This window comes from Mucilaginibacter paludis DSM 18603 (genome assembly GCF_000166195.2).
Lineage (GTDB): Bacteria > Bacteroidota > Bacteroidia > Sphingobacteriales > Sphingobacteriaceae > Mucilaginibacter > Mucilaginibacter paludis.
Window position 1 is genome coordinate 248,461 of the sequence record NZ_CM001403.1, and the last position, 20,117, is coordinate 268,577.

At 44.2% G+C, this 20,117-nt stretch carries 20 protein-coding genes; 16 read left to right on the forward strand and 4 right to left on the reverse strand.

From position 1 onward, the window contains the following. The first annotated feature begins 12 nt into the window (after positions 1–12). The 8 genes from arsN2 to MUCPA_RS38075 all read left to right on the forward strand — a co-directional run bounded on the left by arsN2 (position 13) and on the right by MUCPA_RS38075 (position 6,147). Positions 13–438 (forward strand): arsenic resistance N-acetyltransferase ArsN2, encoded by a 426-nt coding sequence (arsN2, locus tag MUCPA_RS00975; protein WP_008503947.1) that lies wholly within the window; start codon positions 13–15, stop codon positions 436–438. Between the two features lie 37 nt (positions 439–475). Beyond that, the gene (locus MUCPA_RS00980; RefSeq protein ID WP_008503948.1) at positions 476–901 is read left to right on the forward strand and encodes an arsenate reductase ArsC; all 426 of its coding nucleotides are present in this window, start codon (positions 476–478) and stop codon (positions 899–901) included. Beyond that, a complete protein-coding gene (arsB, locus tag MUCPA_RS00985) occupies positions 898–1,980 on the forward strand; it encodes an ACR3 family arsenite efflux transporter (RefSeq protein WP_008503949.1) in 1,083 nt (360 codons plus the stop codon). The genes MUCPA_RS00980 and arsB overlap by 4 nt, the downstream gene beginning before the upstream one ends. After that, positions 1,980–2,699, forward strand: coding sequence for a metallophosphoesterase family protein (locus tag MUCPA_RS00990; protein ID WP_008503950.1), 720 nt, complete (start codon positions 1,980–1,982; stop codon positions 2,697–2,699). Before arsB ends, MUCPA_RS00990 begins: the two co-directional genes overlap by 1 nt. A gap of 299 nt (positions 2,700–2,998) precedes the next feature. Then, a complete protein-coding gene (locus tag MUCPA_RS00995; RefSeq protein ID WP_169316143.1) occupies positions 2,999–4,216 on the forward strand; it encodes a BamA/TamA family outer membrane protein in 1,218 nt (405 codons plus the stop codon). A gap of 156 nt (positions 4,217–4,372) precedes the next feature. Further along, positions 4,373–4,588 carry a cysteine-rich CWC family protein gene (locus MUCPA_RS01000; RefSeq protein ID WP_008503952.1) on the forward strand — a complete coding sequence of 72 codons (216 nt, stop codon included), beginning with the start codon at positions 4,373–4,375 and terminating at the stop codon, positions 4,586–4,588. 90 nt (positions 4,589–4,678) lie between these two features. Further along, positions 4,679–5,905: a multidrug effflux MFS transporter gene (locus tag MUCPA_RS01005; RefSeq protein ID WP_008503953.1), complete on the forward strand. Its 1,227-nt coding sequence runs from the start codon at positions 4,679–4,681 to the stop codon at positions 5,903–5,905. A gap of 62 nt (positions 5,906–5,967) precedes the next feature. Continuing rightward, a complete protein-coding gene (locus MUCPA_RS38075; RefSeq protein WP_008503954.1) occupies positions 5,968–6,147 on the forward strand; it encodes a hypothetical protein in 180 nt (59 codons plus the stop codon). Between the two features lie 225 nt (positions 6,148–6,372). On the opposite strand, the gene MUCPA_RS01015 is transcribed toward MUCPA_RS38075, so the two are convergent. Next, a complete protein-coding gene (locus MUCPA_RS01015) occupies positions 6,373–7,686 on the reverse strand; it encodes a hypothetical protein (protein ID WP_008503955.1) in 1,314 nt (437 codons plus the stop codon). A gap of 334 nt (positions 7,687–8,020) precedes the next feature. On the opposite strand from MUCPA_RS01015, the gene MUCPA_RS01020 reads away from it, so the two are divergent. Next, positions 8,021–9,085, forward strand: a complete 1,065-nt coding sequence (locus MUCPA_RS01020) for an IS110 family RNA-guided transposase (RefSeq protein ID WP_008503956.1) — start codon at positions 8,021–8,023, stop codon at positions 9,083–9,085. Between the two features lie 938 nt (positions 9,086–10,023). Beyond that, complete coding sequence (locus MUCPA_RS01030) at positions 10,024–10,263, forward strand: hypothetical protein (RefSeq protein WP_008503957.1); 240 nt, start codon at positions 10,024–10,026, stop codon at positions 10,261–10,263. Between the two features lie 63 nt (positions 10,264–10,326). Here the strand turns inward: MUCPA_RS01030 and MUCPA_RS01035 are convergent, their stop codons facing one another. Next, complete coding sequence (locus MUCPA_RS01035) at positions 10,327–11,190, reverse strand: fructosamine kinase family protein (RefSeq protein WP_008503958.1); 864 nt, start codon at positions 11,188–11,190, stop codon at positions 10,327–10,329. A gap of 199 nt (positions 11,191–11,389) precedes the next feature. Between MUCPA_RS01035 and lepA the strand changes: the two genes are divergently transcribed. After that, entirely contained in the window at positions 11,390–13,177 is a 1,788-nt protein-coding gene (lepA, locus tag MUCPA_RS01040) for a translation elongation factor 4 (protein WP_008503959.1), read from the forward strand. Between the two features lie 103 nt (positions 13,178–13,280). Continuing rightward, complete coding sequence (locus MUCPA_RS01045) at positions 13,281–14,162, forward strand: bifunctional 5,10-methylenetetrahydrofolate dehydrogenase/5,10-methenyltetrahydrofolate cyclohydrolase (protein WP_008503960.1); 882 nt, start codon at positions 13,281–13,283, stop codon at positions 14,160–14,162. 102 nt (positions 14,163–14,264) lie between these two features. On the opposite strand, the gene MUCPA_RS36770 is transcribed toward MUCPA_RS01045, so the two are convergent. Beyond that, positions 14,265–14,462 carry a Rieske (2Fe-2S) protein gene (locus MUCPA_RS36770; protein WP_233276905.1) on the reverse strand — a complete coding sequence of 66 codons (198 nt, stop codon included), beginning with the start codon at positions 14,460–14,462 and terminating at the stop codon, positions 14,265–14,267. A gap of 111 nt (positions 14,463–14,573) precedes the next feature. Between MUCPA_RS36770 and MUCPA_RS01050 the strand changes: the two genes are divergently transcribed. Then, on the forward strand, positions 14,574–14,897 hold the full coding sequence (locus tag MUCPA_RS01050; RefSeq protein ID WP_008503961.1) for a hypothetical protein: 324 nt from the start codon (positions 14,574–14,576) through the stop codon (positions 14,895–14,897). After that, positions 14,894–15,796, forward strand: coding sequence for an IS3 family transposase (locus MUCPA_RS01055; protein WP_008503962.1), 903 nt, complete (start codon positions 14,894–14,896; stop codon positions 15,794–15,796). Before MUCPA_RS01050 ends, MUCPA_RS01055 begins: the two co-directional genes overlap by 4 nt. Before the next feature lie 319 nt (positions 15,797–16,115). On the opposite strand, the gene MUCPA_RS01060 is transcribed toward MUCPA_RS01055, so the two are convergent. Next, positions 16,116–17,009, reverse strand: a complete 894-nt coding sequence (locus MUCPA_RS01060; protein ID WP_040625591.1) for a hypothetical protein — start codon at positions 17,007–17,009, stop codon at positions 16,116–16,118. Between the two features lie 30 nt (positions 17,010–17,039). Between MUCPA_RS01060 and MUCPA_RS01065 the strand changes: the two genes are divergently transcribed. Then, positions 17,040–17,663 carry a 7-carboxy-7-deazaguanine synthase QueE gene (locus tag MUCPA_RS01065; RefSeq protein WP_008503964.1) on the forward strand — a complete coding sequence of 208 codons (624 nt, stop codon included), beginning with the start codon at positions 17,040–17,042 and terminating at the stop codon, positions 17,661–17,663. Between the two features lie 40 nt (positions 17,664–17,703). Further along, on the forward strand, positions 17,704–19,596 hold the full coding sequence (locus MUCPA_RS01070; RefSeq protein ID WP_008503965.1) for an OmpA family protein: 1,893 nt from the start codon (positions 17,704–17,706) through the stop codon (positions 19,594–19,596). Positions 19,597–20,117: the final 521 nt, after the last annotated feature.

Here is a 20,117-nt window from a genome sequence, read left to right on the forward strand (position 1 = left end):
TCAAAAAAACAGATGCTGATTGAAAATGCCACGCCATACCGCGCCAGCGTAATTAATTTGCTAAAGGCGGAAAAATTGCCTTTTGAGGATTTACCCGATAGCCTCGAAAACTTTTTAGTTACTATCATAAACCACGAAATTACCGGTATTGTCGGGCTGGAATGTTACGGCAATGTTGGCTTACTCCGCTCAATGATGGTAGCGCCCCGGTTTAGGGGCAGGGGTATTGCGCATACATTGATACAACACGCAGAAAACCTTGGCCGCAACAATAAACTAAAGGCCATATACTTGTTAACAGAAACCGCCTCGGGCTATTTTAGCCGTAAAGGCTATCAGCAAATAGCCCGCGATATTGTTCCCGATGAAATTAAACAATCCTCGGAATATGATGGCGTTTGTCCGCAAACTGCCATAGTGATGGGAAAATCCTTATAACAGAAGCAAAAAAAGCCGCTATAACCAATAAACATTAATGAAAAATATTTTAGTACTATGCACCGGCAATAGTTGCCGCAGCCAGATAGCTCAGGGCTATCTACAAAAATTTGCTGGCAACGAGGCCCGCGTGTACAGCGCTGGCATAGAAACCCATGGCGTAAACCCCAAGGCTATACAGGTAATGGCCGAAGACCATATCGATCTATCTGCCCACACCTCTAACCATGTAGACGAGTACCTCCATATCCCCTTTGATTATGTAATTACCGTTTGTGATAACGCCAACGAAGCTTGTCCATTTTTCCCCGGCAAGGTTGAGCGATTTCATGAAAACTTCCCCGACCCTGCAAAAGCACACGGAAGCGATGATGAAGTGATGAACGAGTTTAGAAGGGTAAGAGAAATGATTAAAATTTATTCGGCCAACTTTGTTGCTAACCATATCAATAAACTATCATGAGCAGCAGCCATTGCGCCCCGGCATCCGAATGTAAAAAATTGAGTTTTTTAGACCGGTACCTTACCTTATGGATTTTTTTGGCCATGGCTATCGGTGTTGCCATCGGCTATTTTATACCTTCTTCGTCGGGAGTAATCAACTCGTTTTCAAACGGTACAACCAATATCCCTTTGGCTATCGGCCTCATTTTAATGATGTACCCTCCCCTTGCTAAGGTAAAATACGAAAACATGGGCGAGGTATTTAAAGATACCAAAGTACTAAGCGCCTCACTTTTTTTAAACTGGATTGTGGGTCCAATTTTAATGTTTGTTTTAGCCCTTGTTTTTTTACATGCTTACCCGCAATATATGGTAGGCCTTATTTTAATTGGCCTGGCCCGGTGTATAGCCATGGTGGTTGTATGGAACGAACTGGCCGAAGGTAACTGCGAATACGCGGCTGGTTTAATTGCGCTAAACAGCATATTCCAGGTATTGCTGTACAGTGTTTACGCTTACGTGTTTATTACCATACTACCTCCTGTTTTTGGTTTCAAGGGGCTGGTAGTGAACATCACCATTTTACAAATAGCCAAAAGTGTGGGCATTTACTTAGGCATCCCCTTTGCCGCCGGTATTATCAGCCGGTATACACTCATTCAAATAAAGGGCGAGAGCTGGTTTCAGCAAAAGTATGTGCCTTTTATATCGCCCATTACCTTAATTGCCTTGCTGTTTACCATCGTAGTAATGTTTAGCCTGAAGGGCAGGCTTATTGTACAAATTCCGTTGGATGTGATCAGGATAGCTATCCCCCTGGTTATCTATTTTGCAATTATGTTTATGGCGAGCTTTTTTATCGGCAAATATTTTGGTGCAGATTACTCCAAAAGCACCTCAATTGCTTTTACAGCTACAGGCAATAACTTTGAGTTAGCCATTGCCGTGGCTATTGGCGTGTTTGGTATTAACAGCGGCGAAGCCTTTGCAGGGGTAATTGGGCCGCTGGTGGAAGTACCTGCGCTAATTGCTTTGGTTAATATGGCGTTTTGGCTCCGTAAAAAATATTTTAGTAATCATATACCCTTGCAAGCGTAATGAAGATAGCCCTTTTTAGCGATATACATGCTAACTTACCCGCCTTTGAGGCTATGCTAAAGGATATGGATAACCGTAAGCCAGATGCGGTTTTTTGCCTTGGCGATTTGGTGGGCTACAACATTTGGCCCAACGAAATTATTGCCGAAATACGCAAGCGCGGGATAGCCACACTAACGGGCAACCACGACTTAAAAGTGCAAGGCCTTGACGACGCAAATCTTGATACATCCGGTTTAAAATATGCCTATCACATCGTACACCCAAAACATATCGAATACCTCGGCACCTTACCAGCACACATCCGGCTTGACTATCAAAACTTAAACATCCTGATGGTACATGGCAGCCCGAGGAAAGTAGACGAATATGTTTTGGAAAACATGGACGAAGCACTGGTATTGGAGATGATGCAGCAAGCTGGCGCCGATGTTTTATGCGGAGGCCATTCGCACAAACCCTATCAACGTATTATTTCGTGCGAAGATGGCAGGCACCGGCATGTTATTAATGCCGGCTCGGTGGGGAAGCCAAAGGATGGCGACGCAAGAGGTTGTTATGTAATGCTTACATTGGGCAACCGGAGCCACAGAAGCCAGAAAGACAGTATTTTGGTTGAATTTATCCGCTTTGATTACGATATTGAAGCTGCCGCCACAGCCATTGAAGACAGCCCTTTGCCCAATGAACTTGCAGACATGTTACGGCGCGCTTACTAATGTAAAATCAACAGTGCTCAGTCCGTATTCTTGAGTAAAAATTCGGCATTCCTGATTGATTATTAATGACTTTAGCTCAACGATACCGACATTTTATCGTTGACAAGGCAGTATGGGCTCCAGGCATGAAAACATAACACTTTTTTACGTTACCGGCATAGTCTGCTCCAGGCAACCCATCATAAGTTATCGCCTTATGTTTAACTAACAAAAATTTTATCTGCTATATACTTTAACCATTCAATACTTGTTATTACCATTGTATCAGTAAAACAATCCGTTACCCTAATGTTTAACCGTTGCCACCTTTGCTAAAATTCCGTATCTTAATTATTTTAGCCGCCATGTTATGCTGCGATTGCGCCAATAGCAGCGTTTTGCCTTTCGGCGATACTACACTTGTTGACTCGGCAGACCAGAAGGATATCATCGATGTACTGCATCGCGTTTTCAGCAAACAAAAAAACGGTATTGATCGGCCACCTAAAAAAATAGCCTTATCGGTAGTCCCTACTGTAGGCTACACCCTTTCTACCGGCTTTGCCATTGGTTTAAGCAGCGTTGCCACGTTTTACACGCAGCCGCAGCATAGCGGCAACCAGTCGGTGATTAATTTACAGGCGTTTTACGACTCGCATAGCCAGCAAACTTTTATGGCAGAATCAAACATCTGGGCTTTTGATGATCAGTTTAAGTTTGTAACCGATTTGCGTGTCATCAAATATCCGGATGTAACCTACGGCCTGGGCAGCTCCACCACCACGTTAAAAGCAGATGCCATTACTTTTGATTACCTGCGCCTTTATCAAACTTTTTTGAAAAAGGTAAGTAAAAACTTTTATGCAGGTGTGGGTTACAGCCTGGATTACCACTACGAAATTACCGAGGAGGGAAACCTGGATAATACCGTATCCGATTTTAAACGCTATGGCGAAACTTCGAGTTCGCGTTCATCGGGCTTTAACCTCGATCTGTTATTTGACAGCCGTACCAACCCGGTTAATTCTTTGGGTGGTAGCTACGCCAACATCGTTTACCGGGACAATCTGAAGGCCATGGGTAGCGACAGCAAATGGAGCTCGATACAAATCGATATCCGTAAATACTTTAAACTGTCCGACCATTCGAACAACGTACTGGCGCTTTGGAGCTACAGTTGGATTACATTAAGTGGAAAACAACCTTATCTTGATTTGCCAAGCGTTGGTAACGATACCTATAATAATACCGGGCGCGGCTATGCCATAGACAGATTTAGAGGGAAAAATATGCTGTACCTTGAAAGCGAATACCGCTTTGGCATTACTAAAAACGGACTGCTGGGTGCAGTCGTTTTTGCCAACGCCCAAAATTATCAGCGCAGTGTATCAAACGGCCTCAATAAAATTATACCCGCGGCAGGTACGGGCATTCGGGTAAAAATAAACAAACGGTCAAATACTAACCTCTGTATTGATTATGCCATCGGTACCGATAACTCGCACGGTGTTTTTGTTAATTTAGGCGAAGTTTTTTGATACCGGATTGATGTGAATGCAGGCCGCCGATACCGGTTCTTTTTTATCTCTGCGGCATTAATTTGCCATAACTAACTTTTGCATTGCCCCAACCCAACCAAACGCCCCTAATAAATTTGACATTCATTTCAACTTGCAATAGCTAACTTTGCAGCAATGCAAGCCACTCAAACCACCAAACACGAAATTATCCGCTGCGAGCGGTGTAATGCTGCCTTTGAGTGCAAGGCCAACAAATTTACACAGTGCCAGTGCAGCGTTGTTGCCCTGAGCATCAACGAGGTACAATACGTTAGCGAGTTATACGACGGTTGCCTGTGCGCCAGTTGCCTGAGGCTACTTCAGCAGGAATATGTTGATTCCATGAAGTAAACTTGACATTTTAATCATAATCAAAATTTTAATATTGGCGATATTTGCGCCTGCATCAACACCCCGGCAGATCATTCTGCTTTTTTGTACATGACAAAAAAAGAACATTTTTTCCGCATCCTTATCTTAGGTTTTTTAACCGCACTCGGTCCGTTTTCTATCGATATGTACCTGCCCGGCTTTCCCGCCATTGCTAACGATCTTCATACAACCGTTAACGAGGTGGCCCTGTCCTTAAGCAGCTTTTTTGTTGGTTTGGCAGCAGGCCAGTTATTGTATGGCCCCATGCTGGATCGCTTCGGCCGCAAAAACCCGCTATATATTGGCTTGGTATTATACATCATCGCTTCGCTTGGCTGTATGGCGGCGCATTCCATCCAAGCTTTAATACTTTTACGCTTAGTGCAGGCCATTGGCAGCTGCGCGGCGGCGGTAGCATCCGTAGCCATGGTTCGCGATCTGTTCCCGGTTGAAGAGAACGCCAAGGTTTTTTCGTTGCTGATGCTGGTTGTTGGCGCATCGCCCATGATTGCCCCAACCGTTGGCGGATACATTACCGCAGCCTATGGCTGGCAATTGGTGTTTGCCATACTGGCCGCTATAGCGGTTTTAATACTGCTTGCCGTTATTTTTAAACTACCCGAAACCTATAAGCCCGATACCTCGCTATCGCTCAAACCGGGCCCCATATTGGGCAACTTTTTAAAGGTTTTGAAGGAGCCTCAGTTTTCAACCTACGCATTTACCGGGGCCGTGGCCTTTTCTGGCTTATTTGCTTATGTGGCTGGCTCACCGCTGGTTTTTATGGATATTTTTCATTTAGACGGAAAAATATACGGCTGGATCTTCGCCGGCCTGTCCATTGGTTTTATCGGTTGCAGCCAGGTTAATAATTTAGCTATGCGCTTTTATAAAAGCGAGCAAATTGTACGCGTAGCACTTTTTATCCAGGTTATATCCGGATTATTGTTTGTTACCGCAGCAGTTAATGGCTGGCTGGGCTTAGTAGGAACCGTTGTTTTTATATTTATCTTTTTATGCTGCCTCGGCTTTATCAACTCAAACGCGGCAGCCTTATCGCTGGCACCATTCAGTAAAAACGCGGGTAGTGCGTCTGCCTTAATGGGTTGCTCGCAATTGGCTATAGGCGCTTTCACTTCGTTTGCCGTTGGCGCCTTTGATAGCCATACCAATATTCCATTAGCCGCAATTATGGCTGCATCATCGGTTATTGCACTCGTTATTTTATTAATTGGCCGCAGGCAAATCAAAAACCAGGTTGAAGTAAGCGATGAAGCAGGTATGGCGATGCATTGAATGATTTTTGATTGATTGATTTTTGGGAGTGAGTGAATTATTGATTTGAGTAATTATAAGTAATGGACCCGGCCAACCGAAAAAAAACAGGGATGACGTTTGAACCTTATAGACTGTTAGGTGCAGATAGGAAAAGCGGGCAAAGGCCGGACTGCACGCCGGGCCGGGAGCTGGCCTCGCGGGCGGAAGGTTCGGGCAGTCTTGATTTTTTTGGTTACTTTTTGTATCAAGACAAAAAGTGACAAGCCTCTTCCCGCGGCGACTGAGCGGGACGATGTTCTAATTTAAGAATACTGATTGTCGGAGCAAACATAGCACATTGATAATCAGTGCACCTAATATGATGCATACTTACCGCTTTTAGAAGTTCCCTCCTCACCTCGGGATGACATAATGTAGATAAATTAAGCACTGACAATCAATAACTTACATGAGCGCCATTATAAACTCACCCATCTTTGCTATTATCAATTTTTCGGTTTAACCAAACTCGCCGGGCTCACCTCATTACTCAGCAGGTTGCCAAACAATTGCCAACGTTTATCCGGTGCTTTATCTGTGCCGCCGTTTTGCTCTATGTAGTTTTTAACCAGGTCTTGCCCATAGTTATAGTTGATTACGTAGCTGCGGTATTTCTTAATAAAGTCTAATGATTTTTCAGCCGATTCATCGTTCATCAGGCCGTATTTTTTAAGCCAGCTTAAAGCCTTGCTGCGGTTCATGTTATTGTTCATCAGGCCTCGGGCTACCTCGTTGCGCACGTAATTCAATTTCCCCCGTATGGCCAAAGCTTTAAAATAAATGGCTATACCGGCAGTATCCAACCCGGCAAGGGGCAGTAATACAGCTCTGGTAAATTTAACCTTATCATCGCCCGGAAAGGCTACCTCAATACCATAGTTGGCACTCCCCTCGGCAATTAACGATTGCGGACTGAACAGCGGGTACATCGATAGCTCCACCCATCCCCTATCGCGATACAGGTTTTTCTCCAACAGCATGTTGTATACATGGTGGCCGGGGTAACTCTCGTGGCTGCCTACGTCGATAGCACGGTCTATAAAAATATTCAAGTCGGTATTGATCTGCACTAAGCTTTTATAATTGCCTTTGTACCAGTTATAGCCGCTCCAGGGTTTATGCGTTACAAACTCAAGGGTAAAACTCTCGTTGGCGGGCAGCTGGTAATGGGCTTTGGTGCGCTTACGTGCTTCGGCTATGGCGGCATTCATCACCGGTTCAAGTTTATTTTTAGGGATGATAAAATGATTAGCCAGCTTTTGAAAACGATCGTTCACGTTTCCCTTGCCCGGCAAGATGCTATCCAGCGCGGCTAACGAGGTTTTAAAGAACGCTTCATCCTGTACCGGAGCCACTACGCCAAAAAGATCCTCCGACTCGGCATCGAACGATTCATATTCGCCGCTGAAGATCCTGATCCGGCGGTTAAAGGCCCTGAGCTGATCGTAAATCCAGTTAGCCCTGTTTTTGTTCGAGTCTATTGGCGAGTTGTGCGCCACCGGGCTAAGTTGGTTCATCAAACTATTTACCGATGCCAGCAGGCTGTCCTTCGGAAAATCTTTACCCACGGCCTGTTTAGGCTTTAACGAATCGGGGCCGTAATAAGCATCTACAAAATCGCCATCATATTGGCCAATGGTTAGTGCCAGGCGCACATAATCTTCTGCAAATTTATTGAGGTTTTTGTTTTCTTCTTTCTCGGCGGGGCTTTTACACGATAAAGCGAACAATACAGGTAACAGCCAGAGTAATTTTTTCATAGATGGCTGTAAAAGTACAAACAAGCAATGGATTTTTATAAGTATGGGTGTTGGGCATTATGAGTAACGAAGCCAGCCAGCCGGAAAGAAATAGGGATGACGTGTGGAACTTCGTAGATTATCAAGCGCAGATGAAAAATGTACGCAAAAGCCCGACTGCACACTTGGCCAGGAGCTAAGCGATTGACAATCAGTACACCCGATATACTGCATACGTATCGCGTGCAAAAGGTCGTATGTATGAAATGGTTCGATAGATGATGTAAAAGAGTTCTTGAAAAAAAGGTTGTAGCTTAATAGTGAACCATTAACAAACACTTTAAACCAAGAACTCATGAAACAAGGTACACAATTAGATTTTAGCGGACAAACTATTTTTGTTGGCATAGATGTACACAAGAAGTCCTGGAAGGTCAGCCTTCGCAGCACCCATATGGAGCTAAAGACGTTTTCCCAGGAACCTTCACCTAAGGCCTTAAGCGGGCATCTACAACAGAACTATCCTTCGGCCGATTACAGGCTCGTTTACGAAGCCGGTTTTTGCGGCTTTGGCTATCAGCGACAGTTTAGTGAGCTGGGGATGTCCTGCATCGTCGTAAATCCTGCCGATGTCCCGCTGACAGACAAGGAAAAGCAGCGCAAATCAGATACGGTCGATTGCCGGAAACTCAGTAAAACATTAAGTGAAGGAGCCCTGAAAGGTATCTTCGTGCCTGGCATCGAGCAACAGGATGACCGCGGTATTATCCGTGTTTACCAGCAAATGATCAAAGATCAGACACGCTATAAGAACCGAATAAAAGGATGGCTTAACTTCCAGGACCAGTCGGTGACGGTAGACACCGATAAATACTGGTCGAATCATTATATCTGCCTGCTCAAGGCCCTTTGCTTGCCTTCATCAGCACGGATCAACCTGGATATTCTGCTACAGGGATACCAGCAGACCCGTATCATGGTACTCACAGCCACCAGGGAAGTCAGAGCCCTATCCAGGCAGCCACGTTATCAACAAATTATAAAACTGATCCGGACCATCCCCGGTATAGGCGAGATTACCGCCTTATTATTTGTCACAGAGATCGGCGACATTGAACGCTTTGATTCCCTGGATGCCTTGTGTGGATATATAGGCTTGGTACCGGATATGCATAGTTCCGGCGATCAAAAAATCATATTGGGGCTCACTAAAAGAGCTCATCATCAATTACGGGAGAAGCTTATCGAGGCCTCTTGGATAGCTGTCAGGCTCGACCCGGCCATGACGCTGGCTTTCAATAACCTTTGCAAAAAAATGAAAAAGAATAAGGCCATCATCAGGATAGCTAAAAAAATGCTCAACCGGATACGGTTCGTTATGAAGAATCAAAAACCTTACGTAACTTCGGTTGTCAAATAAGTCCACAAGGACAAATGCCTGATAAAGCCGGTTTGGTTTTTTTATGAAATGGGCAAACCGAAGCGAGGGATCTGCGGCCCGAAAGGTGTCTGCTATACAAAAGGTTACGGGTTGCCCTTTTATCCAAATAATTTGAACGCGATCCTGCAGCCTGCAAAGTGTCTGCTTATAGGAGGTTAGCTGGTCATTTATCAACGCATTAAAATAAAAATTCGTGAAGGTTTTTTTAGCCATTCAGTGAACAGGATAAATAAAAAGCCTCCTTTGACAGAGGCCTTTATCCGTGGTTCAGCAAATCATATTGCTGGCAGGTTGCTCCTCAGCAGCGCCTGTTTCCTCTTTTGATTTGCACTGGAAAGTTAAACAAACAGGGCCATGCTTTGACCAAAAATATTTAAAACATTTAAGCAATACGTGTTATAACCCCTTTTTAAGCCCTTTTGCCTCGTTTACCTTGCATATTTCATCATAGGAGGTCCCTCCTCGCGTCGGGATGACATGATGGAGAGAAGTTTAGCATTAACAATCAACAGCTTAGCAGCAATTCATTATAAATAATGGCCCCGGCCAACCAGAGAAAAAACAAGAATGACATTTGAACCTTATAGATTACTATGCACAGATAGGAAATGTGCGCAAAAGCCCGACTGCACGCCGGGCCGGGAGCTGGCCTGTGGGTGGAAGGATCGGGCAGTCTTGACTTTTTGGTTACTTTTGTGTCAAGACAAAAGTAACAGCCCTTCCCGCGGCGACTGAGCGGGCCGATGTTCTAAGTTAAGAATACTGATTTTCAGAGCAAAAATAAAAGCACTAATAATCAATAACTTAAGATGATTTCATTATAAGTTGCCAGCAAATAACTTTAATAAGATGATAGCTATGGCGTACATTTTACTACCGTATCTATCTATTCTAAATAATATTGTATTTTTGTTTTAATGACAACGCTAATTGTAAATATTAAAAACAAAAAAACTGAAAAGGCCATAAAAGCCATTCTGGATGCTTTTGGTTTAGACTACAATATAGAACAACATCCTGATTCAGCAGGCAAGTCAACTCATAAATCCGAAGAATTGATTTATAATCGCCTGAAAAAATCTATAGAAGAAATCAAACTGTACAAAGAAGGAAAAATTGAACTCCAGGATGCAAATGTTTTTTTAGCTGAATTATAAGGTTGTAATCACCTCCGAATTTACTAAAGAAGCAAAAAAACACGCCCAAAACCAGATAAATAACTACACGTACCCTGCCAAACCATCCCTCACCTGCCCTAAATACCCGGCTCCAAATAAATTCAAATGCAGCAGTAAGGGATAAAGGTTCCATAAATCGAGCCTTTGCTCCCACCCTTTGGCTAAGGGGAAACTTTCGTGGTAGCTCCGGTAAAATTGCCGGCCAAAGCCGCCAAACAAAGTGGTCATGGCGATATCGAATTCGCGATGCCCGTAACTAACCGCCGGATCTATCAGATAAGGCGCATCATCGTTAGCAATGATATAGTTACCGCTCCACAGGTCGCCGTGGATTAACGAAGGCTTTTCTTCTTCAAACAAACCGGGTAACCGTGCATAAAGTTTCTCAAAAAACTGCTCATCCCTGTTACTTAACAAGCAATTGTCCACAGCTATCTTCACCATCGGCATCAGGCGTTCCCCGGTATAAAAAGCGGCCCAGGTATCATGCTTTATGTTTGATTGCTTTAACGACCCCATATAGTTGTCGCCGTCAAAGCCAAAAGCTTCTGCGGAGTGCGTGTGCATAGCTGCCAGCTGCTGCCCTAAATGGTTAAAAGACGACTGTGACGGGCGTTTACTTTCTATCCACTCAAGCACCAAAAAACTCTCTTCGCCGGCATCATCAAAAAACAAAACATTGGGGATAGCTATGGTGGCGGTAGCAGCTATGGTTTTTAAGCCGGTAGCTTCGCAGGCAAACATCTGGGGGAACTTGCTTTTGCTATTCACCTTAACCACATACTTTTTTTGCGCTGTTTGCAAACTGTAAACCTGGTTGATGCTGCCGCCACTCATCGGCGAAGTATTGATAATTAATTCGCTTAAACGTTGCTCAATAATAGATACCACTAACGCTGATAACATGTTGTATCTTTTAGAATAAATATAAACATTGCAGTATTTTAAAGCAGACAAGGGTAAAGAAAACGCCCTACAGCAAAGCATTCAATTATCAATAGTTTAAATTCTGTATAACCGGGATACTGTGCGCTTTTTCATCAAAGTTAAGTAATTGTTTAAGCCGCTTATAAATATCGGTGTAAAAAGCTATTTTTGCCACTCAATGAAGCACATCCGTAATTTTTGTATCATCGCCCATATCGACCACGGTAAAAGTACACTTGCCGACAGGTTGTTAGAATATACCAACACCATTACCCAGCGCGAATCGCAAGCTCAACTGCTTGACGATATGGACCTGGAACGCGAACGCGGCATCACCATTAAGAGCCACGCCATCCAGATGGACTATATGCTGAACGGGCAAAAGTATGTATTAAACTTAATTGACACTCCCGGACACGTGGATTTCTCGTACGAGGTATCGCGCTCCATAGCCGCCTGCGAAGGCGCCCTATTGATCGTTGATGCATCGCAAGGTATCCAGGCCCAAACCATATCCAACCTTTACCTGGCTTTAGAAAACGACCTGGAAATTATCCCGGTGCTAAATAAAATGGACCTGCCCGGCGCTATGCCCGAAGAGGTTAAGGACCAGATTGTTGAACTGATTGGTTGCAAACGCGAAGATATATTGGCGGCATCGGGTAAAACCGGCATGGGCGTTCATGAAATACTGGAAGCTATTGTTGCCCGTGTGCCCCCGCCGGTTGGCGACCCGGAAGCACCTTTACAGGCGCTGATTTTCGATTCGGTATTTAACTCTTTCCGCGGTATCATCGCTTACTTTAAGGTGGTGAACGGCGAGATCAGGAAGGGTGATAAAGTAAAATTCTTTGCTACCGAAAAGCAATACATTGCCGATGAGGTTGGTACTTTAAAGTTAAACCAACTACCCAAGGATGTGATTAAAACCGGCGACGTAGGTTATATCATCTCGGGTATCAAAGAGGCCCGCGAGGTTAAGGTTGGTGATACCATTACCAATGTGGCCCGCCCTTGCGAAGCCGGTATACAAGGTTTTGAAGAGGTCAAGCCGATGGTATTTGCCGGTATTTACCCGGTTGATACCGATGAATATGAAGAGTTGCGCGAGGCTATGGCCAAGTTGCAGTTAAACGATGCATCACTGGTTTTTGAGCCGGAATCATCTGCGGCTTTGGGCTTCGGCTTCCGTTGCGGTTTCCTCGGGATGCTGCACATGGAGATTATCCAGGAGCGTTTAGAGCGCGAGTTTGATATGACGGTGATTACCACCGTACCCAACGTATCGTACATTGCCCATACCACCAAAGGCGATGAACTGGAGGTAAATAACCCATCTGATCTGCCCGACCCAAGCAAGCTTCAGTTTGTTGAAGAGCCTTATATCAGGGCTAACATTATCACCAAGTCGGAATTTGTTGGGCCGGTAATGTCGCTGTGTATCCAGAAACGGGGAACCATCGCTAACCAATCCTACCTCACGTCAGACCGTGTTGAACTGGTATTTGAAATGCCGATGGGCGAAATTGTATTTGATTTTTACGACAAGTTAAAAACCATCTCCAAGGGTTATGCTTCGTTCGATTATACGCAGATAGGTTACCGCCAATCGGATCTGGTCCGTTTGGATATTCGCCTTAATGCTGAACCTGTGGATGCCTTATCATCATTAATTCACCGCAGCAACTCGTACGATTTTGGTAAAAAGATCTGCGAAAAGCTAAAGGAGTTAATCCCACGTCAGCAGTTTGAAATCATTATCCAGGCATCTATCGGTGCTAAGATTATCGCCCGCGAAACCGTGAAGGCTTTACGTAAGGATGTTACCGCCAAATGTTACGGTGGTGATATATCGCGTAAGCGTAAACTGTTGGAGAAACAGAAAAAAGGTAAAAAACGCATGCGCCAGGTAGGTAATGTTGAAATACCGCAATCGGCCTTTATGGCGGTGCTGAAATTGGATTGATGAGTATAGCGTAATACGTATTGCGTATTGCGACTTAAATTAGATCATATATATCAGTATTGCAGATTGATCTCAATACGCAATACGCACATCTCAATACGAAATGAATTTACTCGACGGAAAATACGTATCAGAAAAACTTAAGGGTGAAATTGCCGAACAGGCGGCAGCATACCTGGCGCAAACCGGGCGTAAGCCACATTTGGTTGCGGTGCTGGTTGGGCACGATGGCGGCAGCGAAACGTATGTGGCCAGCAAGATGAAGAACTGCGAGAAGGTGGGTTTTAAATCGAGCCTGGTGCGTTATGAGGCTGATGTTACCGAAGAAGAGCTATTAGCCAAGGTTGCCGAGTTAAATGCTGATGCTGATATTGATGGCATTATTGTACAGTTGCCCTTGCCTAAACACATCGACCCGGAAAAAGTAACCGAAAGAATTGATCACCGTAAGGATGTTGATGGTTTTCACCCGGTAAACCTGGGCCGTATGCAGCGCAATCTGCCATCGTTTATTCCCGCTACTCCTTATGGCATTACGCTGATGCTGAAAGAATACGGCATTGAAACCGCCGGTAAACATTGCGTGGTGATTGGGCGTAGCAATATTGTGGGTTCGCCGATGAGCATTTTAATGGCGCGCAATACTACACCGGGTAACTGCACGGTAACCATTTGCCACAGCCGCACTCCTGATATTAAAAAGTTCACCCTGGATGCCGATATCCTGATTGTGGCCATAGGCAAAAAGAATTTTGTTACTGCCGATATGGTTAAGGATGGCGTTGTAGTTATTGACGTAGGCATGAACCGTGAAACATCAGCCACTAACAAATCGGGTTACAAACTTTACGGTGATGTGGATTTCGACGGCGTTGCACCCAAAGCATCCTGGATAACACCGGTACCGGGCGGAGTTGGTTTAATGACCATTATCGGTTTGCTGAAAAACACGCTGGCTTCGGCAAATAAGGAAGTTTATAGTTAAGCTAAACGAGCGGCTTATCCGGCAAAAGCAACTTGATGTAAGAGTCAAATAAAGGATGGGATACTTCCCCTCACTCCATTTGACTCTTGCATCTTAACTCTGTTATTTTCCGCCAAACAACTTGCTGATCAAATCCCAGCGGGAAGAAACGCCCACATACACTCCGTTGCTCCTTATTTCAACCGGATAGGTTTGAATATAATCGCCCTGGCCTGCGCTCCCCCGGCCTGTATGGATATCGTACGAAAACCGGTGAACCGGACATACCAGTTTCCCATCCTTGCACCAGCCGTAGCTAATATCCTCCCCGGCATGCGGGCATCTGGCCGATAGGGCATTTACCTCGTTATCAACGCCAACAAGGCAAACTGTCTAGTCCTGAAATAGGTTTACACATTAAATAAACCAAAAATGGAATATAAAAATGTGTCAGCAATCCTTTATGATCATAATGAAGGAGGATTAGGTTACCGTATATTAGCAGCGAAGTACGGAATAAGCCGTGATCAAGTACATCGTATTGTGATGTCAAAACATAATAAGCCAAAAAAAGCCAGAGAAATAGTCCGGGTGGTGAAGGAAGAATTACCGATACCTGATGACATAAATCTACTGAAAAAGGAATTACGCGAGGCGCGGCTAAAGATCGAGTTGCAGGATTTTATGCTCGATATATCCAGTAAGGAGCTCGGCATCGACCTGCGAAAAAAACATGGCACCAGGCAGTCCAAATGAAAATGCAAAGTTGCCCACGCGGTCTTCGTGGGTTTTGCAGACTGCTTGGTCATTCACCGCAGGCGTACTATCAGCACCAGAAATTGTCAGGCAAAAAATCGCTTGAGGAGGACCTGCTTATCCAGCAAGTACTCTATCACCGTACTTTTCAGCCTCGGCTTGGATGCCGGAAACTGCATGTGATGATGGAACCATTTATGGAAGGTCATGACATGTATATATGCAGGGATCTGCTTTTTGACTTGTTGCGGGAAAATGATTTACTGATTGTAAAGAGAAGGCGCAGTCAGCCCCAAACAACAGATTCCAATCACTGGATGAAGAAATATCCCGACCTTATAAAGGACATCAGGTTAAGCCGCGCAGATGAGTTATGGGTAAGTGATATTACCTACATACGTCTGAGAAAGAAGAAGTTCGCTTACCTGAGCCTGATAACGGATGCTTATAGCCGTAAGATTGTTGGCTTCTGTATGCATATTGATTTGTCGGCAGAGGGGCCGCTGACAGCCTTGGAAATGGCGTTAAAAGGGAGGGCAAGCGATAAGCCATTAATACATCATTCCGATCGTGGCTCACAATACTGTAGCGACGGCTATGTAACCTTATTAAAATCTAATACTATCAATATCAGCATGACCCAAAGCGGCAACCCCAAAGACAACGCTATTGCAGAAAGAGTGAACGGGATACTTAAACAGGAGCTGCTTGAAGATGCTTATTCGAATAGTAATCAAGCGCAGTGTTCGGCAAAAATAGCCATCGATATTTACAACCGGATGAGGCCGCACAGCAGCGTGGATATGATGACACCGGAAAAGGCGCACACGCAAACCGGCCCGATCAAGCGCCGGTGGAGAAATCTGCTTAACCATCCGACAGCAAAAGTGATGGCATAGCTTTTAAACAAAAAGAAAGGAGATAACAAAAAGAAAAAAAGAAGCAAAAAAAGAAAAACGTGTTGGAATATGGAAAACTGAAGGAGTTTCCCACATTCCAACACTACAAGCAAACAACAACAGTTATTCTTTATCTTTATAAAACTGTAAACCCATTACAGGACTAAAATAAAGTGTAAACTTGAAACAGGATTAATCAGTAAAATGTGTAAACCTTTTTCAGGACGTGACAAACGGCAACCTTACCCGCTTTTACTTTTTTGATGAACGGATATTTCAAATCACTAATATCCAAAACGTTATACCACTTCATTTAAAATCAAAAATCAATTTTAAAGTCCATCACATCCGGGTCTTTGAGCACCTCGTCGATATTGCTTTGTAACGTTACCGATTTTTTATCTGCCGACAACACCGCCTTTTTATTGTCAATCTTAATTACCGGGCTTGCAAAATTCACGGTTACTTTATAAGGCATCTCGATGAGCATCGCTTTAGACATGCTAAACACCGATTGATTAGCCTTTACATACTTTTTAAACTTTACAATATCAATGGTACGGTAAAACTTGTGTGCTGTAATTTCGTAATTATAATAATCCTGCGTTAACGCAAAGGGATTTCTTTCGGCATCGTTCTTTAATTTTTTACTGGTCTTTAAAATCGATCCTAATTGGTTGCCCGATGTCATTTTCGACAGGTTTTTTAAATAGTAGCTCAAATCGGCCACATTATCTGCCGAATGCCGCATGTTTACTTTCACCAGGTTACTTTTCAGGTTCATCATCAAAACCACATCGCTGCTTTTGGCCATGGCCACCTGGATAGAATCCATTTTTTGGCGAACGGTATCCGGCAAAATTGTATAATAGTTAATTGTAGTATCCTGAACGGTGCTAAACTGCGGGGTTTGCTTAACCGAATCGGGCAGCAGGTTTACCAAAACCGATACGGCCTTGCTCATATCAAAATTATACGTCACGTTGCACGATCCATCGGCATGAAAATCATACGTCTCATCTACATCTACGCAGGCTGTAAAACATGCCATCAGCATAAAGCCACATACTAACCAAACTTTTCTCATGTAAGCTACCGTTTTTACAAAACTAATTGATTTTAACACATAAATAAGATTTGGTTTAATTAAGCTTGCTTTTCTCATCGCTTCGTAATATAATCTCCGGCTAAGCAACTGTAATTTAACGTTCATAACGGTTTTACGTATATTTGCGTTTTAATTATGGCTAATCAGATTCCGGAAGACGGTACTTTACTTCCTTTAATGGAAGAGTTTTATACGATACAGGGCGAGGGATACAATACCGGCAAGGCAGCCTATTTTATTCGTTTAGGGGGCTGCGATGTGGGCTGCCATTGGTGCGATGTAAAAGAAAGCTGGGATGCGTCTATCCATCCGCTAACGCCATCAGATACGATAGTTGATAACGCGGTAAAATACCCCGGCAAAGCTGTAGTAGTTACCGGCGGCGAGCCGCTGATTTATAACCTGGATTACCTTACCGCGCAGCTTCAGCAAAAAGGCATCAAAACTTTTATCGAAACATCGGGCGCTTATCCCCTTTCGGGCTCGTGGGACTGGATCTGCCTTTCGCCAAAAAAGTTCAAGGCGCCAAGCGCCAGTGTGGCCCCTTACGCGCACGAATTAAAAGTTATTGTGTTCAATAAATCTGATTTTGCCTGGGCCGAGCAATATGCCGCACTGGTATCGCCCGGCTGCAAACTTTACCTGCAGCCCGAGTGGTCAAAATCAAAAGAGATGATCCCTTTAATTGTTGATTACGTGATGAATAACCCTCAATGGGAAATTTCGTTACAAACACATAAATACCTCAATATCCCGTAGATTTTTGTAACTTGGGCTAAACCCAAGCTTACGATTATCAATGAGAACCTTTTTAACTGCGATATTGATCTGCCTGCCGTCAATCCTGTATTCGCAGCAAAGGGTTTACACCACCAACAATAAAGAAGCGCTAAAAACTTATTTTAAGGCCCGGCAAAGCCTCGACTATTTATTATACGACCAGGCCATTACCCAACTTACCTATGCCCTTAGCTTAGACCCTAATTTTTTAGAGGCCCAAAACCAACTGGCCGACCTGTTGCGCCTTGGTAAAAAGTATAAACCGGCAGTTGAGCATTATTTAAAATTGCTGGCCGTTAACGCCGAATTTAACCGCTCGGTATACTTAAACCTGGGCGAATCGGAGGTGAACATAGCCGACTATACAACGGCACAAACCCACCTGCAGAAATACCTGCAATACCCTAACATTACCGAAGCCAATAAACGCTACGCCGAACTATTGATTAGCGATTGCACATTCAGCATCCAGGCTATACAACACCCCGTACCGTTTAAGCCTACCAACCTGGGGCCCGAAATCAACACCAAAAACGACGAGTACATGCCGGTAATTACCGCCGACGAAAGTACCCTGATTTTTACCCGTAAAATAAACAATAACGAGGATTTTTATAAAAGCACCGGCAGCAAAGGCAAATGGGCCAATGCTGTTTATTTAAGCAAACAAATTAATACGCCCAATTATAACGAAGGTGCCCAATCTATCACCCAGGATGGGCAGTACCTGTTTTTTACCGGTTGCGACAGGCCCGAGGGCTTAGGCAAATGCGATATTTATGTATCCAAAAAACAGGGTAACGACTGGGACATCCCCTACGATCTGGCTTTTCCGCTTAATACTGGCAATTGGGAATCGCAGCCCTCTATCAGCAGCGATGGCCGTACTTTATATTTTGTAAGCAACCGCAAAGGCGGCTACGGGGGCTACGATATCTGGAAGTCGACGTTGACAGACAAAGGCTGGGCCGAGCCCGTAAACCTGGGGCCCAATATCAATACCCCGTTTGATGAGCAATCGCCCTTTATCCATCCCGATGATAATACCCTTTACTTTTCGTCAAACGGATGGCCTGGCCTGGGCAATATGGATGTTTTTATCAGCAGGCGGGGTAACGATGGCGCATGGCAAAAGCCGGATAACCTGGGCTATCCTATTAACACCAATGCCGATGATAGCGGCTTAACCTTAAATGCCAACGGCAACCTGGCCTACTTTTCATCGGATAATTTACAGGGATACGGCGGTTTCGATATTTATTCGTTCGAGATGCCCGCGCCCTTAAGGCCGCAACTGGTAACCTATGTTAAAGGCTTTGTTACCGATGCCAAAAGCAAACAGCCGATAGTAGTTAATGTGGAGATTGTGGATCTGCAAACCAGCAAAACCGTTTACCTCAACACCACCGACGGCGAAGGTCAGTTTTTATCCACGCTTACATCCGGTAAAGATTATGGCCTCAACATTTCAAAAAAAGGATACCTGTTTTATTCCGAAAATTTTTCATTGCACGGCCTCCAAAACAAAAAGCAATTTCAAATTACGGTACCGCTCCAGGCTATTGAAACCGGCAATAAGGTAATTTTAAAGAACATTTTTTTCGATACCAATAAGTACGACATCAAGGACGAGTCGAAAACCGAATTAGCAAAACTAATCGCCTTTTTAAACGACAACCCATCTGTTAAAATTGAAGTTTCGGGCCATACAGACAACGTGGGGGTTGACGCCATTAACCAAACCCTATCGCAAAACAGGGCCAAAGCAGTTTACCAATATTTAATTGGCCAACATATCAGCCCCAACCGGCTGGTGTATAAAGGATACGGCAAAGCGCAACCTATTGCACCCAATACAAACGAAGAGGGACGTAAATTAAACCGCCGAACCGAGTTTAAAATTATTATTTAATAAGCTTTAGGCGTTAAGTAAGCACATTGAGGCTATTTTGGTACTGGGGTTTTACCATTCATTATAAGTAACGAACCCGGCTAACCGAAAAAAAGGGATGACGTTTGAACCTCGCAGACTGTTAGGTGCAGAAAGAAAAGTGCGCAAAAGCCCGACTGCACGCCGGGCCGGGAGCTGGCCTCGCGCGCGGAAGGATCGGGCAGTCTTGACGTTATTCACCTGTTGATTGTTTTTTTAAAGGTGTTCATGAGCTCCCTACGGTCGGTTTTGGTTTTTTTGTCAAGAAAAAAGAACAAAGCCCTTCCCGCGGCGATTGAGCGGGCCGATGTTGTAAGTTAAGAGCTACTGATTATTAACGTAAAATAAACGACTGACAATCAGCGTACCCGATATACTGCATACTTATCGCGCGAAAAAGGTCCCTCCTCGCGTCGGGATGACATAATGGAGATAAATTCAGCATTGTAAATCAACAACTTAATAGCAACTCATTATAAATCATTAAAAAACACGAGGCTAAC

Excerpts from the sequence above, each read along its gene's own strand:
- arsB (WP_008503949.1), top strand. The coding sequence starts at position 898 with ATGAGCAGCAGCCATTGCGCCCCGGCATCCGAATGTAAAAAATTGAGT.
- MUCPA_RS01015 (WP_008503955.1), bottom strand. The coding sequence starts at position 7,686 with ATGAAAAAATTACTCTGGCTGTTACCTGTATTGTTCGCTTTATCGTGT.
- MUCPA_RS01030 (WP_008503957.1), top strand. The coding sequence starts at position 10,024 with ATGACAACGCTAATTGTAAATATTAAAAACAAAAAAACTGAAAAGGCC.
- MUCPA_RS01000 (WP_008503952.1), top strand. The coding sequence starts at position 4,373 with ATGCAAGCCACTCAAACCACCAAACACGAAATTATCCGCTGCGAGCGG.
- MUCPA_RS00990 (WP_008503950.1), top strand. The coding sequence starts at position 1,980 with ATGAAGATAGCCCTTTTTAGCGATATACATGCTAACTTACCCGCCTTT.
- MUCPA_RS01055 (WP_008503962.1), top strand. The coding sequence starts at position 14,894 with ATGAAAATGCAAAGTTGCCCACGCGGTCTTCGTGGGTTTTGCAGACTG.
- MUCPA_RS01060 (WP_040625591.1), bottom strand. The coding sequence starts at position 17,009 with ATGAACGTTAAATTACAGTTGCTTAGCCGGAGATTATATTACGAAGCG.
- MUCPA_RS38075 (WP_008503954.1), top strand. The coding sequence starts at position 5,968 with ATGGACCCGGCCAACCGAAAAAAAACAGGGATGACGTTTGAACCTTAT.
- MUCPA_RS01070 (WP_008503965.1), top strand. The coding sequence starts at position 17,704 with ATGAGAACCTTTTTAACTGCGATATTGATCTGCCTGCCGTCAATCCTG.
- MUCPA_RS01045 (WP_008503960.1), top strand. The coding sequence starts at position 13,281 with ATGAATTTACTCGACGGAAAATACGTATCAGAAAAACTTAAGGGTGAA.
- lepA (WP_008503959.1), top strand. The coding sequence starts at position 11,390 with ATGAAGCACATCCGTAATTTTTGTATCATCGCCCATATCGACCACGGT.
- MUCPA_RS01005 (WP_008503953.1), top strand. The coding sequence starts at position 4,679 with ATGACAAAAAAAGAACATTTTTTCCGCATCCTTATCTTAGGTTTTTTA.
- MUCPA_RS01050 (WP_008503961.1), top strand. The coding sequence starts at position 14,574 with ATGGAATATAAAAATGTGTCAGCAATCCTTTATGATCATAATGAAGGA.
- MUCPA_RS01065 (WP_008503964.1), top strand. The coding sequence starts at position 17,040 with ATGGCTAATCAGATTCCGGAAGACGGTACTTTACTTCCTTTAATGGAA.
- MUCPA_RS00980 (WP_008503948.1), top strand. The coding sequence starts at position 476 with ATGAAAAATATTTTAGTACTATGCACCGGCAATAGTTGCCGCAGCCAG.
- arsN2 (WP_008503947.1), top strand. The coding sequence starts at position 13 with ATGCTGATTGAAAATGCCACGCCATACCGCGCCAGCGTAATTAATTTG.
- MUCPA_RS01035 (WP_008503958.1), bottom strand. The coding sequence starts at position 11,190 with ATGTTATCAGCGTTAGTGGTATCTATTATTGAGCAACGTTTAAGCGAA.
- MUCPA_RS01020 (WP_008503956.1), top strand. The coding sequence starts at position 8,021 with ATGAAACAAGGTACACAATTAGATTTTAGCGGACAAACTATTTTTGTT.